At 41.1% G+C, this 16,606-nt stretch carries 16 protein-coding genes; 9 read left to right on the forward strand and 7 right to left on the reverse strand.

Annotated elements, in window-relative coordinates; translation table 11 throughout:
* The first annotated feature begins 710 nt into the window (after positions 1–710).
* The 3 genes from ACT3QQ_RS12180 to ACT3QQ_RS12190 all read left to right on the forward strand — a co-directional run bounded on the left by ACT3QQ_RS12180 (position 711) and on the right by ACT3QQ_RS12190 (position 2,848).
* On the forward strand, positions 711–890 hold the full coding sequence (locus ACT3QQ_RS12180; RefSeq protein ID WP_192524303.1) for a hypothetical protein: 180 nt from the start codon (positions 711–713) through the stop codon (positions 888–890).
* A 194-nt stretch (positions 891–1,084) separates the two neighbouring features.
* Positions 1,085–2,020: a replication initiation protein gene (locus ACT3QQ_RS12185; RefSeq protein ID WP_443522435.1), complete on the forward strand. Its 936-nt coding sequence runs from the start codon at positions 1,085–1,087 to the stop codon at positions 2,018–2,020.
* 174 nt (positions 2,021–2,194) lie between these two features.
* Positions 2,195–2,848, forward strand: coding sequence for an Abi family protein (locus ACT3QQ_RS12190; RefSeq protein ID WP_225736966.1), 654 nt, complete (start codon positions 2,195–2,197; stop codon positions 2,846–2,848).
* An 11-nt stretch (positions 2,849–2,859) separates the two neighbouring features.
* On the opposite strand, the gene ACT3QQ_RS12195 is transcribed toward ACT3QQ_RS12190, so the two are convergent.
* The gene (locus tag ACT3QQ_RS12195) at positions 2,860–3,492 is read right to left on the reverse strand and encodes a recombinase family protein (RefSeq protein WP_192524301.1); all 633 of its coding nucleotides are present in this window, start codon (positions 3,490–3,492) and stop codon (positions 2,860–2,862) included.
* Positions 3,493–3,753: 261 nt separating this feature from the next.
* Here ACT3QQ_RS12195 and ACT3QQ_RS12200 point away from each other — a divergent pair, with 261 nt between their 5' ends.
* Positions 3,754–4,143 (forward strand): DUF6122 family protein, encoded by a 390-nt coding sequence (locus ACT3QQ_RS12200; protein WP_036592946.1) that lies wholly within the window; start codon positions 3,754–3,756, stop codon positions 4,141–4,143.
* A gap of 118 nt (positions 4,144–4,261) precedes the next feature.
* On the opposite strand, the gene ACT3QQ_RS12205 is transcribed toward ACT3QQ_RS12200, so the two are convergent.
* Together ACT3QQ_RS12205 and ACT3QQ_RS12210 are read right to left on the reverse strand one after the other, a co-directional pair.
* A complete protein-coding gene (locus tag ACT3QQ_RS12205; RefSeq protein WP_444528224.1) occupies positions 4,262–4,723 on the reverse strand; it encodes a transmembrane anchor protein in 462 nt (153 codons plus the stop codon).
* 178 nt (positions 4,724–4,901) lie between these two features.
* Complete coding sequence (locus ACT3QQ_RS12210; protein ID WP_443522434.1) at positions 4,902–5,642, reverse strand: HupE/UreJ family protein; 741 nt, start codon at positions 5,640–5,642, stop codon at positions 4,902–4,904.
* A gap of 260 nt (positions 5,643–5,902) precedes the next feature.
* On the opposite strand from ACT3QQ_RS12210, the gene ACT3QQ_RS12215 reads away from it, so the two are divergent.
* Positions 5,903–6,181 carry a metal-sensing transcriptional repressor gene (locus ACT3QQ_RS12215; protein ID WP_036590571.1) on the forward strand — a complete coding sequence of 93 codons (279 nt, stop codon included), beginning with the start codon at positions 5,903–5,905 and terminating at the stop codon, positions 6,179–6,181.
* A 28-nt stretch (positions 6,182–6,209) separates the two neighbouring features.
* Positions 6,210–7,532, forward strand: coding sequence for an MFS transporter (locus tag ACT3QQ_RS12220; protein ID WP_443522432.1), 1,323 nt, complete (start codon positions 6,210–6,212; stop codon positions 7,530–7,532).
* A gap of 168 nt (positions 7,533–7,700) precedes the next feature.
* Here ACT3QQ_RS12220 and dmeF read toward each other — a convergent pair whose 3' ends face one another.
* Positions 7,701–8,594, reverse strand: coding sequence for a CDF family Co(II)/Ni(II) efflux transporter DmeF (gene dmeF, locus ACT3QQ_RS12225; protein ID WP_102078176.1), 894 nt, complete (start codon positions 8,592–8,594; stop codon positions 7,701–7,703).
* Positions 8,595–8,696: 102 nt separating this feature from the next.
* Here dmeF and ACT3QQ_RS12230 point away from each other — a divergent pair, with 102 nt between their 5' ends.
* Complete coding sequence (locus ACT3QQ_RS12230; protein ID WP_101204373.1) at positions 8,697–8,972, forward strand: metal/formaldehyde-sensitive transcriptional repressor; 276 nt, start codon at positions 8,697–8,699, stop codon at positions 8,970–8,972.
* A gap of 792 nt (positions 8,973–9,764) precedes the next feature.
* On the opposite strand, the gene ACT3QQ_RS12235 is transcribed toward ACT3QQ_RS12230, so the two are convergent.
* The 3 genes from ACT3QQ_RS12235 to ACT3QQ_RS12245 all read right to left on the reverse strand — a co-directional run bounded on the left by ACT3QQ_RS12235 (position 9,765) and on the right by ACT3QQ_RS12245 (position 14,230).
* Positions 9,765–12,560, reverse strand: a complete 2,796-nt coding sequence (locus ACT3QQ_RS12235; RefSeq protein WP_444528225.1) for a DNA methyltransferase — start codon at positions 12,558–12,560, stop codon at positions 9,765–9,767.
* A 69-nt stretch (positions 12,561–12,629) separates the two neighbouring features.
* On the reverse strand, positions 12,630–13,592 hold the full coding sequence (gene repM, locus ACT3QQ_RS12240) for a replication initiation protein RepM (protein ID WP_298980871.1): 963 nt from the start codon (positions 13,590–13,592) through the stop codon (positions 12,630–12,632).
* Positions 13,593–13,858: 266 nt separating this feature from the next.
* Complete coding sequence (locus ACT3QQ_RS12245; protein WP_298980852.1) at positions 13,859–14,230, reverse strand: hypothetical protein; 372 nt, start codon at positions 14,228–14,230, stop codon at positions 13,859–13,861.
* An 871-nt stretch (positions 14,231–15,101) separates the two neighbouring features.
* Here ACT3QQ_RS12245 and ACT3QQ_RS12250 point away from each other — a divergent pair.
* Complete coding sequence (locus ACT3QQ_RS12250) at positions 15,102–15,569, forward strand: hypothetical protein (protein WP_443522436.1); 468 nt, start codon at positions 15,102–15,104, stop codon at positions 15,567–15,569.
* A gap of 54 nt (positions 15,570–15,623) precedes the next feature.
* The coding region (locus ACT3QQ_RS12255) for a competence protein CoiA (RefSeq protein ID WP_444528226.1) at positions 15,624–16,606 on the forward strand (983 nt) is incomplete at its 3' end.

Genomic DNA, 16,606 nt, shown 5'->3' on the forward strand with positions numbered 1-16,606 from the left:
AATGGGTCGCCATTTTATGAAGTCTTGGGGGTCTTACTATTCAAGTCAAACGGTTGAGACAGACGAAATCACCGTACCGAGGAAAGGTAGGGTGTTAATGGAGTTTGGCAGGGTAGGGTATTACAGCAGAGCGATTGATTATAATGAAGGTAAGTGGGTGTTGATAGACTCGCTTTGATTATCTAAATTATTTCTGTATAGGATGTGGGGAAGCATTTAATTGTGCATAGGCGTATAGAATACTTGTTTCTCTAAAAGTCATAAAAATAAAGGTCTGTAGCCTACTTACCACGAAGTTATGCAAAACTAAGGAGGGTAAAAAAAGACTAATATTTTAGTGTTTTAAGCATTTATTCGTGCATAACTATTTTTTTAATAAATAGAGTTTCAGCTAATGGATAATTTACCTAACCTCTTGCCATGACTGGTCTGTAGCTAATTCTCTAAATACTTAAATGGATGAAAAACTATGGCTTATCTTCACAGATATGTGCAACTAACAAGTATGTATAATTTTCATAAAAAAGTTAATTAAAACAAATACATATGCCTATAAAAAGCATAAATATGCATAAATAAGTGCTTATTTATGCAATATTAAATGCTGCCCCATAGCGCACTTGTTTATCAGTTCCCTTGTATCTGCTGATACAAGGGATTTTGATGCCTTAAATGGTGTAGAGTGAGCTATGAGAGCTAAAGGAGACAATATGAACAAGGTTAGCTATCGCCTAGAGGAGTTGCCGCGTCTAACAGCCAAGCAGCAAGCCGACTTAGAGCATTTAGCTACGCTCAGTGATGATGATATTGATTTATCGGATATTTCGGAGATTAGTGACTGGTCAGATGCAACTCGCGGCAGTGTCGTACCGTTAGAAACTGATCAATGATTGCAGCTGATAAGTGTCGTTGGCTGTTTGACGTTGAGATAACGAGCGCGTAAACTCAAACCCTAGAAATGATTAACCCCCAGCGACGGCAATCGCTAGGGGTCGATTGAATTTTAATCCGTGTCAGCAGATATAAAACCCAAAAATCGTACCTGTATTTTATATCAGCAGGCACACCAATACAAGTGTGCGTTATGTTACTGCTACCTGAGTTATACCCAACCCTGCCCTACAAGCCTTATTGCACTGATGATTTAGGTGCTCTTAGTATCCAGCCAAAACAGATCGCTGTTAAAAAGCGCTACATCCAGCACAATCCCCCCTGTATGACCCACTTTATCGGTTTAGATATTGATCACCCACATGGCGCAATGCGCTGGGCTGAAGAATACCTGCCGCCGCCGCGCTGGACGACCCAAAACCCTGCTAACGGTCACGCTCACATCGTCTATGAGCTAGAAAAGCCAGTTTGCACCAGTGAAAACGGCAGTATCAAAGCCTTAAAATACCTAGCCGCCATACAAGCTGGACTGATCAGAGCCACTCGCGCCGATTCAGGGTACAGCAATTTCATCACCAAAAACCCGCTACATGATCATTGGCGGACTGAGGTGTGGACGGATGAAAAATATAAGCTGGACTATTTAGCTGAATTTATCGAGCTACGCGCTTTAAACACCACCGAGAAGCAAAGCGGCCTTGGTCGCAACTGCACTCTATTTGATACCGTGCGTCATTGGGCGTATAACGTCGTCAGAGAGCATCGAGGCAAGCAATGGGAGCAATGGTATCACTCAGTGCTGAATCAAGCTCTGAGCGTCAATATGGCGTTTCCTGAGCCACTACCCTACTCAGAGATCAAAGCCACTGCCAAAAGCATTGCCAAATACTGCTGGAATCGTGACGGCTACCACTATCATGAGTTTATTCACCGTCAGGCGATTAAGGGCAGTAAGGGCGGCAAAGCAAGTAATTCTTCACCAGGTGGGCTTGCTCGATCTGCAAAGTACAAGGAACAGAGAGAAAAAGCATTGCAACTAAAAGCTTTAGGCGTAAGTAATAAGCTAATTGCTCAAGAGCTACAAGTCTCTGATAGAACTGTTAGGAACTGGATGAAAAGAGATTTTTAAAAGCGGAAAGTGCAAGCCTAAATCAGATAACAGCGCTTTTTGTGTGCGGTGGAGGTTCTTTTCAGGTCAAAAAAGAAAACCCTGCACACAGGCAGGGTTTTCGCAATCGTCTAGGGGGGAGGTGTTAACCTACGATACCCCTAGCTCACAATTCAATTATAAGGCTTTATCAGTATGAATTCAATGCTTAACGCTGATGTGATCAGAAGTACCTTGTCACAGCCAAGATTATCTACTTATGAAAAATATACAGTTACTCTAGATGAGGCTCTAGAACTGTATCAATGGAATGCCAACATATCAGGTGCATTTTTTCCTTGTTTACATATTTGCGAGGTGACTATCAGAAATGCCGTTTCAGAGGTATTGTTTAAGCAACATGGTAACCAGTGGCCTTGGGAGACTGGTTTCATAAATACCCTACCCAATCCTAGACATGGCTACAACCCTAGAAACAACGTGCAGAAAGCACGAGATAAAGTGTCCGATGTGAACAAAGTCATTCCTGAGCTAAATTTTGTGTTTTGGCAAAAGATGTTCACAAGTCGTCATGATGATCAGCTGTGGTTACCTTATCTTAGGGATACTTTTCCCTATGCGCCTAGTTATAGCGACATTGCGGCGTTGAGAAGTGAGATTTATAACGATTTGGAAAAGATCAGACGGCTCAGGAATCGTATTGCTCACCATGAGCCGATTTTTAGAAGGGATCTTAATAAGGATTATGAGGTGATCATAAAATTAATTGGGTATCGCTGCTGTGATACTGCTCAGTGGTTATGCTCACACCAAAACGTAGTCTCATTATTAAACGATAAACCCAGATAGTTACACTGGCTCTAGAAGCTACTGTCACCTTCTTTAAGCTCTTTTGACACACTAGCGATCAGATGACGGGAGCAATCAGTAGTCTTTTGAATGTCACTATAGCTGAGACCAGAATTTAAGAGACTAGCAATTACCTTGCGCTTTTTAACATCTTTACCGCGACCCTTATATTTGCCTTCAGCCTTAGCTTTGGCGATACCTTGCATTTGACGGTGGCGGCGGTCTTCATAGTCTTTACGGGCAATGGCAGCGAGCATATCAAGCATCATCGAATTGATAGCTTGTAAGATACTGCTCATAAATTCGCTGCTTTTGTCTGATTGGAACGCCATAAACGAGGTGGGTAGCTCTTTTGAGACGATAGCCAGTTTTTTATCTGATAACATTTGCTTTAAGGTATCCCAATCAGCCTGATTAAGCCGTGCAAGACGGTCTATTTGCTCAACTAGGATAATATCGCCCTCAGATGCTTCATCAATGAGTGTCATCAGCTGTGGGCGCGTGAGCGTCGCTCCTGATTCATTCTCAACGTAGAAGGCTGCAATCTTGTGGCCATGCTCTTTAGCAAAGGCGGTAAGCTCAGCTTTGGCGCGGCTTGCGTCCTGCTGTTTGGTTGAGGCGCGAAGGTAGGCTCGGATCAGCACAATAGATCTCACAGACTGTTATAAGTGGTTTCATTATAGCAGTCTGTTTTATGTGGTGCTAATGGTGCTTATTCGGTCGGTTTTGGTAGTTCTGTTGGGGTATGTCCTATATTAGCTAGTGTTTTTTTGGACAGGTACAATAATAAGAGAGTGAGTGTATGTATGATGCATATATTTCACATGCAGTCGAAAGACAAAAATATCTTATGTTTTATCTGAGACTGTTGTGCCACTACAAACTATCTGGAATCGGAAAAAACGATGATTCAAACCGTTATCCATTATTTTCTACACTTTGGCATGCCGTTGATGGTTGCCTATATATTTTTTCGTGACGACTATAAACGAGTATATTTGATTCTTTTAGCCACTATGCTAGTAGACTTAGATCATTTGCTAGCCACGCCTATTTTTTCGCCCAATCGCTGTAGTATTAACTTTCATCCGCTGCATACTTATTATGCAATGGCAGCATATGCGGCTATGCTATTTCTACCTAAGACCTATAAAATAATTGGTTTGGGGTTATTGTTACATATGCTAACTGATTTGAATGACTGCGTGATGACCTATCTGAATTGTCCGCAGTGCTTGAATAAGGCTTCTGCCCGTGAGTTGGTGAAATGGTTGGTCACAGCCACGAACGCTTGATGTAGCTGTGAGCACATCGTTTAGTATTTTTCCTAACAAGCATTTTTTTAATGCATTTTCAGCGGCTAACCTAATGTGTTTTGCTGCTAGGATTTATTTAGATTATTAGTGCACGTTTTTACATCGTTTTAATAGTGCTGTAATCGCCACGGGTACGTAAAACAACTTGAACATCTGAATCGCCACGATTTCGCCAGAACCAACCGTGATTACCTGTAAATGCGGCCTCTAAAACGCCTTCATCAGAAGCAACCCCGCGACCTTTCTCATAGCTAATGGCTTTACCCAAGGCATCACCGTGAGTATCAAAATTAACCTCACCGCCAGTGACTGCCCAAGAGTAATTTGCTTTATCACCTTCAGACATTTTCATTTTAATTTCTATTCCTTCACCTGGAGTCAGGGTGAAGGGAATCTCATCACGCCACTGTCCATCAGCAACGGTAGTATCAGTAGGCGTGGTATTTATTGTTTGTTCTGTCATATTGTCAATGTCTGAGGTTTCGGTTGCTACTAAACCAGCCGCATCTGCGGCAGCTTCTTCTGCCAATTGCTGCTTAACCTGTCCCATTTCTGTCAAACGAAGCAGTTTACCAACCCCAGTTGGATCAATACCATATTCAGCTGGGAGAACTACCGTAAATAAAAGAACTATTGCTGCGATTATAGCCAGAATAGTAGATTTTATGAGTTGCTTTGAAGAAGGGAGTTCAGCCTGTAAGGGGGTATCACTGTTATACATATTAGAAATCCTTGAGTTATTGAGACATTAAATAGCCAGTAAGCTGCATGCCCACTAAAATAAATCCTGCGCTCATCATGGCAACGTTGGCGGTATAAGCGTTACGGATGAAACTTGACGTGCGTCGCCAGTAGCTCATGCCAATCAATATGATTGCTAGAGCTAATAGTTGCCCAATTTCCACACCTACGTTAAATGCGAGTAGGTTAGGTAGCAGGCCGTCAGGTGACATCTCATATTCAAGAATCTTAGTGGATAACCCAAAGCCGTGGAAAAGTCCAAATATAAGCACCGCTATTTTGGTATTTGGTTGATATCCGAACCATCGCTGGAAAGCACCAATGTTGTCTAAAGCTTTGTAAACAACAGAGAGACCAATAATTGCATCAATCAGATAACTGTTCATACCGATGTTAAAGTACACGCCTAAGATCATCGTTGTGGAATGACCCAATGCAAATAGGCTCACATAGACACCAATGTGCTTCATGCGGTAAAGAAAGAAGATGACCCCGAAGAGAAACAGTATATGGTCATATCCCGTTATCATGTGCTTAGCGCCTAAGTACATAAAGGGTAAGATATTGACTCCTGAAATCTCCTGAATATATCCTTTATCACCTGCGGTTACAGCATGAGCAAGAGCCTCATGGCTGCCGGTAATAAGACAAATAAGAAGTACTGAGAACACTAACAGACGGGTCTGCCAAGTCGCCCATGGCGAGCTTGAAAGCCTATTGAAAACATGGCTGTGCATTAAGAATCCTATGGTCTGAAAATAATGAATATGCGATGTGGAGCAATACGATAAGAACAGTTAACCCCAACCAATGGGGTAATTATGATTTGTATTACTAAGCATTTTCTTACGAACTGGTAAGTAAAATTGTGAATTTTTCGAATGCAAACCGAGCGATTAAGGAGTAAGATGATATCCCCTAGGGGGGGATTAGGTCAATAAAAAATTAAGTTTTTATCGGGTATAATTGCGCTCTCTAGAGGAAGGACACTGCCATTATGAAAAAACCGCACATACACGAGTCTCATCCAGCTGTTATCACACGCCTTAAAAAAGCGAATGGTCATCTAAGCAGTACGATAGAGATGTTGGTTGAGGGTCGAACTTGCCTTGATGTAGCCCAACAGCTGCAAGCGGTAGAAAACGCAATTCACCAAGCTAAGAAAATTTTAATCCAAGACCATTTGGATCATTGCCTTGAAGACTTATTAGGGGCTGTTGACAAAGATCAGCAGAATTCTATCAAGGAGTTCAAGGAGATAACCCGTTACCTGTAAGATCAATCGCCTGATCTAAAGAGCTCTCATGCTTAGTATCTTTGCCAACCGAACTTATCGTCATTTATTTGCCGCGCAAGTCATTGCCCTGATTGGTACTGGTCTAGCTACTGTGGCGCTAGGCCTTTTGGCTTTTGATTTGGCTGGTAATAATGCTGGGGTCGTCATGGGAGCCGCATTGGCCATCAAGATGGTTGCTTATGTTGGTATCGCACCAATCGCAGCAGCCTTTGCCGAACGACTGCCCAAACGCACGATGTTGGTATCGCTGGATGTGATACGAGCAGGTGTAGCACTGCTTTTGCCGTTTGTTTCCCAAATTTGGGAAGTTTATGTACTAATCTTTGTGTTGCAAGCAGCCTCAGCGGCCTTCACGCCGACTTTTCAGGCCACTATTCCTGATGTTCTACCTGATGAAGCGGACTATACAAAAGCCTTGTCTCTCTCACGCCTTGCGTACGATATGGAAAGTCTGGTCAGTCCTATGTTAGCGGCGGCATTACTGACAGTAATGAGTTTTCACAATCTGTTTACGGGGACAGTGCTGGGGTTTTTAGCCTCTGCCCTATTGGTAGTATCGGTGGTACTGCCCCCACATGCTATACCAGAGCGTCGTAGCATTTATGATAGAACCACGCGTGGTGTTCGAATCTATTTAGCCACACCTCGATTGCGCGGATTGCTCGCAGTCAATGTTGCCGTTTCTGCCGCAGCGTCTATGGTTTTTGTAAATACGGTTGTAATCATTCAGGGTGGCATGGGACTCACTCAGAGTGCAGTGGCATTAGCCTTAGCGAGCTTTGGCGCTGGTTCTATGATTGCTGCATTGGCTTTGCCAAGCCTACTAAGTAAGCTGACAGACCGTAGGGTCATGTTAAGCGGTGTAGGGCTGTTAGTGGTGGGTATGTTCGCTGGTACATTGATGATGGGACAAAATTCACTTATGGCCTTATGGTTCGTGTTAGGTTTGGGTTATTCTGCTGCTCAAACTCCCTCTGGCCGCTTGCTATGGCGATCCTCACATCAAGAAGATCGCCCAGCACTGTTTGCCGCTCAGTTTGCTTTATCTCATGTCAGTTGGTTGGTATTTTACCCCTTGGCAGGTTGGTTAGGTGCTCATTACAGTATGACTGTTGCTTTTGCAGTATTAGGCGGTGCTGCTGCACTAGCGGTATGGGCGGCTTTTAGAGTCTGGCCGTCTATTGATTTAACAGAGATTGAACATGAGCATTTCAATCTACCAGAGGGTCATATCCATGCTACTGGATCTCCTACACCCAACGGGATACGACATACCCATCCTTTCGTAGTCGATGACTATCATCCGCGTTGGCCGAGCTCAGGTCATTGATTTTGAATCTGTATACAAGAAGGGGGTTGCCATTGCGGAAGCATTAGTGTTTGAAAAGGGCACTACCAAGGACTTTTTCTCAAAAAAAATGATATACGGCGCTGATATTCTGAAGCTTACTATGCTACTGATTTATCAAGGCACTTTCCTAGATTCAAATAACCCTATTCAGGTTTTATTAACTTCAACAGACATATGAGACAGTTGAGGTAAGGATTCTAATAATATTTTTTTGTATTCTTCCGTACTTAAAGGGGATGGTGAGGACACTGAAAGGATGGCAGCTTGGTGGGTTGACGCAATTTTCCAGACATGAATATCGTTAATAATCGTATTTTTCTTATCGAGAGTCTGCGATATCTTCTCAAAAGTTGAAACATCAACAGATTTATCTAAAAGCACGGTACTCGATTCTTTGATCAATCCATAAGACCAGTGAAGAATCACTATTGCACCGACAATGCCCATGACAGGATCAATCCAGATGATGCCCATATATTTACCGGTTAATAACGCCACGATAGCAAGCACAGAAGTTAGGGCATCCGCTAAAACGTGTAAATAAGCCGCTTTCATATTGTGGTCATGGTCATGGTCATGGTCATGGTGATGGTCATCTTTAAGTATAAATGCCGATACTATGTTTACGATTAGACCAATAACAGCAACGATAATGGCTTCGTTAAAATATATATTATTTGGCTCTATTATTCGTTGGACTGATTCTAAAATCATTAATAATGCGACAATGGCTAATGCAATGGCACTCGCAAAACCACCGAGATAATTTACCTTGCCCGTACCAAAACTAAATAATTTATTATTAGCGTTCTTTTTAGCATACGAATAAGCAAAGATAGCGATAAGAAATGCGGCTGAATGTGTGCCCATGTGCCACCCATCAGCAAGTAATGCCATAGAGCCAGACCATGTACCAGCAGCGATCTCTAAAACCATGATTATCGTCGTCAACCAAAATACAATCTTTACTTTAGATTTGTTTTGGGCACTATCGACACCGAAATTATGAGAGTGTTCCCACTGAATACTTGATTCTTTCACGTTTTAAATCCTTAGCTGTATATAAAAAGATGGCAATCTTATGTATTATAAACATCATTAATAAATATACTACCCCCCAGTATAATGTAAGGCAATAAAATAATGTCACACACTCAAAACAGTAAGAGCAAGCTACTAGGACGTATTAGACGTATCAAAGGTCAGTCAGTAGCAATAGAAGCGTCATTAGAAGGTAATCCTGAATGCATGGCTCTTTTGCAGCAAATAGCGGCATTAAAGGGCGCGGTGAATGGCCTTATGAAAGAAGTCTTGGAAGAGCATATAAGAGAACATTTAGGGGCAGAAGACATTACCCAACAACAACGACAACAAGAGATAGAAGATGTGTTATCTATCCTAAAAACTTACCTAAAGTAAAAAGATAAAAGTCTTTCAAAAAGAATGATTTTTTCATGTTGAAAGGTACACTGCTATGTACAATGAGCTGCTGTAAATAATGTAGGCTATTGTTATCATTAGCCTACAGCTGAAGGTTTAAGTCCTCACTAGGGAACTGAACCAGTGAAAGTACCTAATTGCTTGCTTATAGGTATACTTACTTAGAAAAACGGTATTACCTCTATAGATAATTTAATGATTTCTATGATCAAAAACAAAATATCTACAACTAAGGAGAGTGTGTCTAGATTTTTCATGAGGGTTTCCCTTTTATACATTGAAGGTGGTTGGTATTGTCTTTCAATAACTTACGACTGATATTTTATTGAACATCAGAAAATCGGACTAAATGAGGCGGTTCAGGTGCTAATTATCTAAAAATAACAATAGATACTCGATGTCAATCACGGTGTATTGCACGTAATACACCGCAAATAGTTGATCTCCCAGTTATAACTCTCATTTTACTGACATTGATTGCTTAATCTTACGGGACAGAGTTCCGATATCGTTATTAAAGTCCTTTACTGTAAGCCCAACAAGTACGCTTGGCGTGTATTGGGCAAATCCACGCTATCCGTTGATGTATCGAATTAGAGCCATTATTTCCGATCCGCCTAATACTATTATGAATGACCTTTTTACTAGGCTTTGAGGGGTGTTCCGCGCCTCTCTCTCATACGTAAATCACTAAATTTCAGGCACAAAAAAACCTTTAGTTACCTCTAACTAAAGGTCAGTGGCGCTTAATAAGATTTTTAGATCGTGGCTCTAAGCCTCAGCTATCTGCTTTAGCAAGAACTCAACGCGACTCGCATCATCCCCTTTGCCTTTATAGCCATACGCCTTATCCACTGTCTTATCCAGCGCAGCATGGGCTTTAGTTAGCTCAGGATAAGGATCAATCATATATGTATTGTATAGCTTGGCTAAAGTAGGTGCGTCTTCACTACCGTCTTGATAGAGCTTACGAGCGTCTAAGACCGCTTGTGCGGCTTTGGCAATGTCATCACGCGCTTTGGTCGCCTTGCTGCTGTCATCTTCTGCCATAAATGGATAAGGGAAGTTGTTATAAACGATAGTATTTGAATAATTATATCGACTCTCTAGGCGTCCAGCTGTTAGCCGCATAAAGGCATTGTGCATACCACTTGATAAAACCCCAAAATGATAGGTTTGAGCATTAGTAATGATATATATTTTATTGCCTGCAATTACATCAGCATCCAAAAACCCGACAGGTAAAAACTTTCTATTTTCTGATGAAACTGTTGGCAATCCTATGTATGGACTGTTTGTATGTCTGCGCTCATCAAAAAGATGTGGTGTCTCAGCCTTTTTAACAGTAGCCGCTTTAGTGCTTGATAGCCTTGATTTTTTAACGTTTTCTATACGGCTTTGCACTAAAGGCATTTTTTTCAAGTCCTTATTAAGCTCTACAGGATCACAGCCATCAAACCAAAGACACCATCTTGTCACATCATTCAAAAACTCATAACCCATCATATAGCGCTTAATATACTTTTCCGATAACGGCTCTGATGCTATTAACTCCTTATATTCTTCGTCCGATAATAACAAGTTACCGCCATCAGTAGGCTGGTTTCCTCGTGACATTTCTAACTCATTAGAAACCTGCTTTTTCGAGCGGTCGAAAAAAACCAAAGCACTATCAATTAAATATCCATTAATTAGTTTCGCTTTGTTTGGATGAGGCTCACCAGCAATATCATCATAGCTAAAGATGGTTTTTGCTTTACGTTCATACGTTGAATAGCCTACGATGACGCAATGCACTCCTGCAACACCTTTGCCCTCATTTGTCCATTTGAACGTATGGTGAGCAAAGTTAATATAACCCCTGCTTTTTTCAAGTAAATACTGCCACAAGTTAGCTACATGCTCACCTTGAACAATAGAGTTTGTTGATACAAACGCAGTTTCTATATGATGCTCTTGTTTTGTGACCGATTGCATATAGTGCATGGCTTTAACGTACCACCCTGCTACATAATCCAAAGATTTATATTTTCTAATATCACTTGCTACGTGCGCCATATCTGCTTTTTGTTCTTTATTTTGATAGGTATAACCAATGAACGGTGGATTACCCATCACAAAATCGCACTCATTGGCCGCTAGAACGTCCTCCCAGTCTATCTGTAGGGCATTCCCCTCAGTAATGTGTGGACTGTACACAATAGGCGTTGTAGGGCGCGTGGTACCAAATAGTGCTGCTGTCGCTTCGTTTAACTGATGATCGGTGATCCACATCGCCACCCTTGCAATATGCGCGGCGTGTGGCTCAATCTCAATGCCATAGAACTGATCAACGGTCACTTGGCACATACTGCTAATATCAAGTAGCCCCCTTTCATCGCCATAAATCTGAGCAATAAGCTGGTTTTCTAGTAGGCGTAGCTCTCGATAGGCGATGATAAGGAAGTTACCGCAGCCGCAAGCTGGGTCAAAAAACTTGAGCTTGGGCAGTTTGTTGTAAAGCCTGATTGCGCGTGGCTTGTCTTTAGCGCACTTGGCGAACTCGTCACGCAAGTCTTGCAGAAATAAGGAATTGATGACCTTTAAGATATTTTTCTCACTGGTGTAGTGAGCGCCGAACTCGCGGCGTTTGTCATCGCTATTATCAGTGCTATCTATATCAAGGACGCTTTGGAACATTGAACCGAAAATAGCAGGGCTGATCTCGCTCCAATCAAGGCCATTACAGTCAACAACGAGGTTATACAGGTTTTCATCAAAGTAAGGAATGCTGATGGTATCAGCGAACAGATCGCCGTTAATGTAGGCAAAATCAGCGTAGTGCTGTGGCAGACGGCTTGATCGGTTTTCAGTGTTTAGCGTATCGAATAGGGTGCTAAATACTTCGTTGAGGTTGCTACCATCAGGGTTTGCGTGGTTTTTAAGTAAGCCATGCAAAAGGTTGTTTTGCCCAAAGATGCCAGTATCATCAGCGAAGAAACAGAATATCAGACGCGTTAAGAATAGTGCCAGCTCGTCCGCATCCACACCGTCATTGATAAAAGCTTGATGCAGTTTGGCCACCATTTCGGTTGCCTGACGGTTAATCGGGTTTTCCTCGATGATCTCCGTCATTTCAGTGCTAGGCACTAAAAAGCCTAGCCATTCAGCGTTTTTAGGTAAGTCAGTTAAAGCGCATTTATACTCTTTGATGTTTAAAGGGTTATCAAGATCAAAGATCCACAGCTCATCAAAGTTGCAAAGCACGATGTAGCGCGGCTTGTCAGCATTGCTTAGGCGTTCATAGTATTTGCTAACTTGGTTATAGGCTTTGTTTAAATCAACGCCGCGACTTTTTTGCTCAATCATCACAAGCTTTGGAATAAAGGCATCCACGTACTTTTGTGACTTGTCTTTTTTGAGACGATGCTCAAACGCTTTTAGCTGTGTCTGACCTGCTACGCCGTAAGCATTGAATACTTGCGTCCAAAAGTTCTGACTTTGCCCCCTCTCATAGCCCTCAGCATCTTTATAATCGTGGATAACTAATTGCAGCTGCTCGCGGATGTGCTGATAGTCTGAACTCATGGATCGCCTTGTTGTATGGATTATTAGGAGTGCGCCTAATGATACGCAATATTTTGGTTTTTTGAAGACTTAATAATCCAAATACTCTCTAACAGGGCGTTTTTTAAACTGTGAGGCGTCTTTTTTTAAGCGATTGATCATTTCAAATTCCCACGCTTGTTCACTCTGACCAGCTGGACTCGTTGAGCTAACCATATGATTGTAGTCTGCTATAAAGCTAGGATTGCGAGCAATACGTCCTAGCTGCTTATCATTTAACCCTTCAATCGTGAACATATCTGCTGTGTTCCTGTCTCTGACAGCTTCCAGTTTCGCTTTTTTTGGTCGCGCTTTAGTTAATACCTTAAATTTAAAGCCTGCTATAGCCACGCCCTTTTTAACCTGTTCGTAGCTGACTTTTAGGTCTGATTTTTCATTTATTTCTTTCACTGCAAGGTCTAGGACGCGCTTTTTAAAGTCGCTCATTGCCTTGTACTCAGTATCTTCAACACCTAATTGCCCTCTGAAAACATCAAGATCAAAGCTTACCTTTTTTGCTTGCCTCCATTGGTTAAGTAGTTCGTATAACCTCACAGAGTACACACTCTTCATTGGTGCTACCTGCTCAAGCGCAAATCTTGTGAATAGAGTTTTAGCTTCTATAGCATCGATACGTGTAATCTCTTGAACTACAGCAGGTGTAAGCATTATTTCTATGATTGCTTCATCATCTAAATACTTTGCCTGACTTACCCAGTGAGACTTAACTGGCTTACCATCCCGCTCATCAAGAAATGTAAAATAACGCTTAAATAAAGAGGTTTCAGCCTCAATAAGAACTTCATACGCCGTTTGTCTTGTTACACCAAACGCTTCAGCATAACGGCTTGCGTGGATAGATAAGGGAGTTACGGTATCTATGCCTGTGCCTGTCTCTCTTGCGTCTATAATTGCTAACTGCATGAGTCGAATTTCAGCAAGTGATAATTTCTGTAGAGCTGTATTTAGCCTGTGAGTTTTAACAACCTCATTTTTTAACTTTTTGCTGCTCATATACATAAACTCATTCTAATGAATGACTCTAATTTAACATGTCTTTTAAAGGACGTAAACAAATTACGACCTTAATTGACAGGTAAACGTCCCTTAATTGACAGGTAAACGTCCCTTAATTGACAGGTAAACGTCCCTTAATTGACAGGTAAACGTCCCTTAATTGACTCTGCATCCCAATAATACCAATGCCTTCAGAGAACTTAAAATCTTTTAAAAGCTTTAAAAACATTAAAAACCTTTTTTTGTTTTTTATTTAATAAAATCTATTTCAAGAAAAATTCATTCATATCATATTTTTTACCTGCATTCTCATCAAAATCACGCTGGTCACTATCGTTTGAATAAGGTTTAGGCACAGAATTACCTACACGATGCGATCTAACTCCACGTTCATACTTCTCTTTTTTTGACACAACCTCAGTATCACCGTTATAAGCTACAAGCTGCCCACTTTGAAAATATTTATCATCTTTATGCTTACGATAACTCTTACTAACACCCTGTTCAGTGACGCTGATATCAAACTCTTGTTTTAATAACTTAGCAATGTCGTCAAAAGTGTAGTTAACATACCAATCTTCTCGTTTCTGGATAATGAAGCGGATAGCGTTTTTCGTCAGCTTACTCTTTGCCATAATGTTTCCTGTATGGTTGATTGATCATCATTGGTAGCTCCTATAGTACCTTTGAACGCCAATGAAACCAAATGAATGTATTTGAAACTATTTGAACGTATTACAGCCTTTTAAAACAAATTTTTGAACGCTAATGAATTTATTTGAACGCATATGAAACCAAATGAACGTATCAGTTTTAAAATCATGTTAATGAGGCTGGTAAGTTGAACCTAAATAGAAAAATGGAGGTGGTAGAGGATATTTTTAGGATTGCAGGATAGGCTACCGCCGTCAAAAATGGGGTATTTTTGGATAGGGTTTAGTTGGTCGCAGTTCATAAGACGACTTTTTCTTAGTGACAGTGAGAACGCTATTACTGACCAAATGGAACACAAGTGATCAGTATCGTTATCTGTAGCATCAAGAATTAATCAAAAGTTCCTAAGCAGCAGCTTAGGAATATTCCTTCAAGTCAGAAAAATTATGATCACGGCTAGGCTTCCAATTTTTATAGAGCAGCTGACAAGATCAGCAAAATAAAATCTGACGTTTCACCCGATCTAATTTGATCTCTCAAATTCTCATTTCACCAAAAAACTACCGCCTAGAACATCCAAGCAGCCCAAAAAAAATCACAAAATCCGCAGCAAAATAATTTTGATGGCGACATTTGGCAAGTTCAGCAAAACTGGCCAAAAAGCTTGTCGTGCCGACGGCAGAATATAAGTACACACACCATGCAACTGGTTGCAAACGCGCAAAACCTCACAGCGTAAAGCTTTGCTTGTACCACACATGACGTTACGCGTGTGGTACAAATATGATATATTATGCTCTTATCCCTTTATTTAAGGGAGTTAACGTGTGTCACAAATGGATTTTAAAAGCTATGTTAAATCGTAAAAAACTCAATGTTAGGATTGCGCCTGATTTGTACCGTCATTTGAAAGAAAATGCACCAACAACGATGACTGATTATGTAGAGACACTGCTCATGAATGGTCTAATGTCTGACATCAGTGATATTTATAAAGATGCTCAGGATCGCTATGAAAATTTGATAGCACTTGCGAGAAACGATGAGCTAAAATCCAAAGAAGCAGAGATTACAGATTTAAAACTTAAAATAAAAAACTCAAATTCTTATCTTGAGACTGAAGTAAACCTGATGGTAAATATGTGTATTTCTGAAGGCGTACCGAGAGAAAAAATAGAAAAATATGCTCAGGATTTTGATGAAGAAGATGAGCTAGCAACGAAGCTCAAATTTATTAATCGTCTGACAGTAGAGCTTGCTAGAGCGAGAGATTATGAAGGCGACACTATTAGAGGTTGGGTTCAAAAAATTAAGAAGTAATGCTAGAAAAACTCAGTCAGGGATTGGCTCAAATTGATCAGTTGAGGGATAAACGTGGCGTTCTCTTGTGTAAAAAATGATAAAACGATTTATAGCTTTGAGTATGGCTTAGCGGACTGGATCGCACTCAAAGAAGATAAGGATTCTACCTTTAAAATGACCTGCTGCGGCAGTCGAGCGATTTTAAAAACAAGCAAACTTGGCACACAATTTTTTGCTCATAAGGTTAAGCCTAAAACCAATGATTGCTCTACTGGTGGTGAGACTCCTGAGCATATCCATATCAAATATTTAGTCAGCAAAAAATTATTTGAATGCGGCTGGAGCGTTGAGGTTGAAAAACGAGGGGTATCTAGTCAAGGCGATGTATGGATAGCCGATATATACGCTGAAAAGGACAAGTTTAAGATTGCTATTGAGGTTCAGTGGAGTCGTCAAAGCTTCGTTGAAACAAAGCGTAGACAGCAAATTTATAAGGACTCAGGTGTCAGGTGTGCATGGCTGCTGAGAAGTGGCTCAGTGAAAGACAGGGACGCTATAGTGGGTGACTTTTTGCACAGAACAAAAAGTGTGCCGGTATTCTCAATCTACAGAAATCAAAAAGAGTCTGACAGCGCATACAAGGTCTATAACGTTTGTAAAGCCGCGTCAGAGGAGCGGTTAAACCCTGATCCATTAGAGCAAACCGAGTTAGAGCTAAATGATTTTGTCGAGAAACTGGTATCAAGCAAGATACAATTTTACCGAACATATAGCGATACCTCCAAACTCACGCTAGATATCGTCAGAATGCAGTGTTGGTCTTGCAAGAGAGTGACCAATACCGTTGTGAAAGCTAGGTTTAAAAATACGCTTTATGGTATTGAGAATAGCTATAGCAGTATCAGCCAAGACGTTGATGAATGTGATAGTAGGACAATAGAGCTTATTAATAATAGCTTTGCTCAGCGTTATAACTTCGCGCCATTAAGAAGCCGATACAGCAAAACGGTAGATAGCAGCTATATTGCTAACTCTTGTACCTACTGTGATGCTTT

Origin of the sequence: Psychrobacter sp. AOP7-A1-24, from assembly GCF_052376235.1 — a bacterium.
Classification (GTDB): Bacteria; Pseudomonadota; Gammaproteobacteria; order Pseudomonadales; family Moraxellaceae; genus Psychrobacter.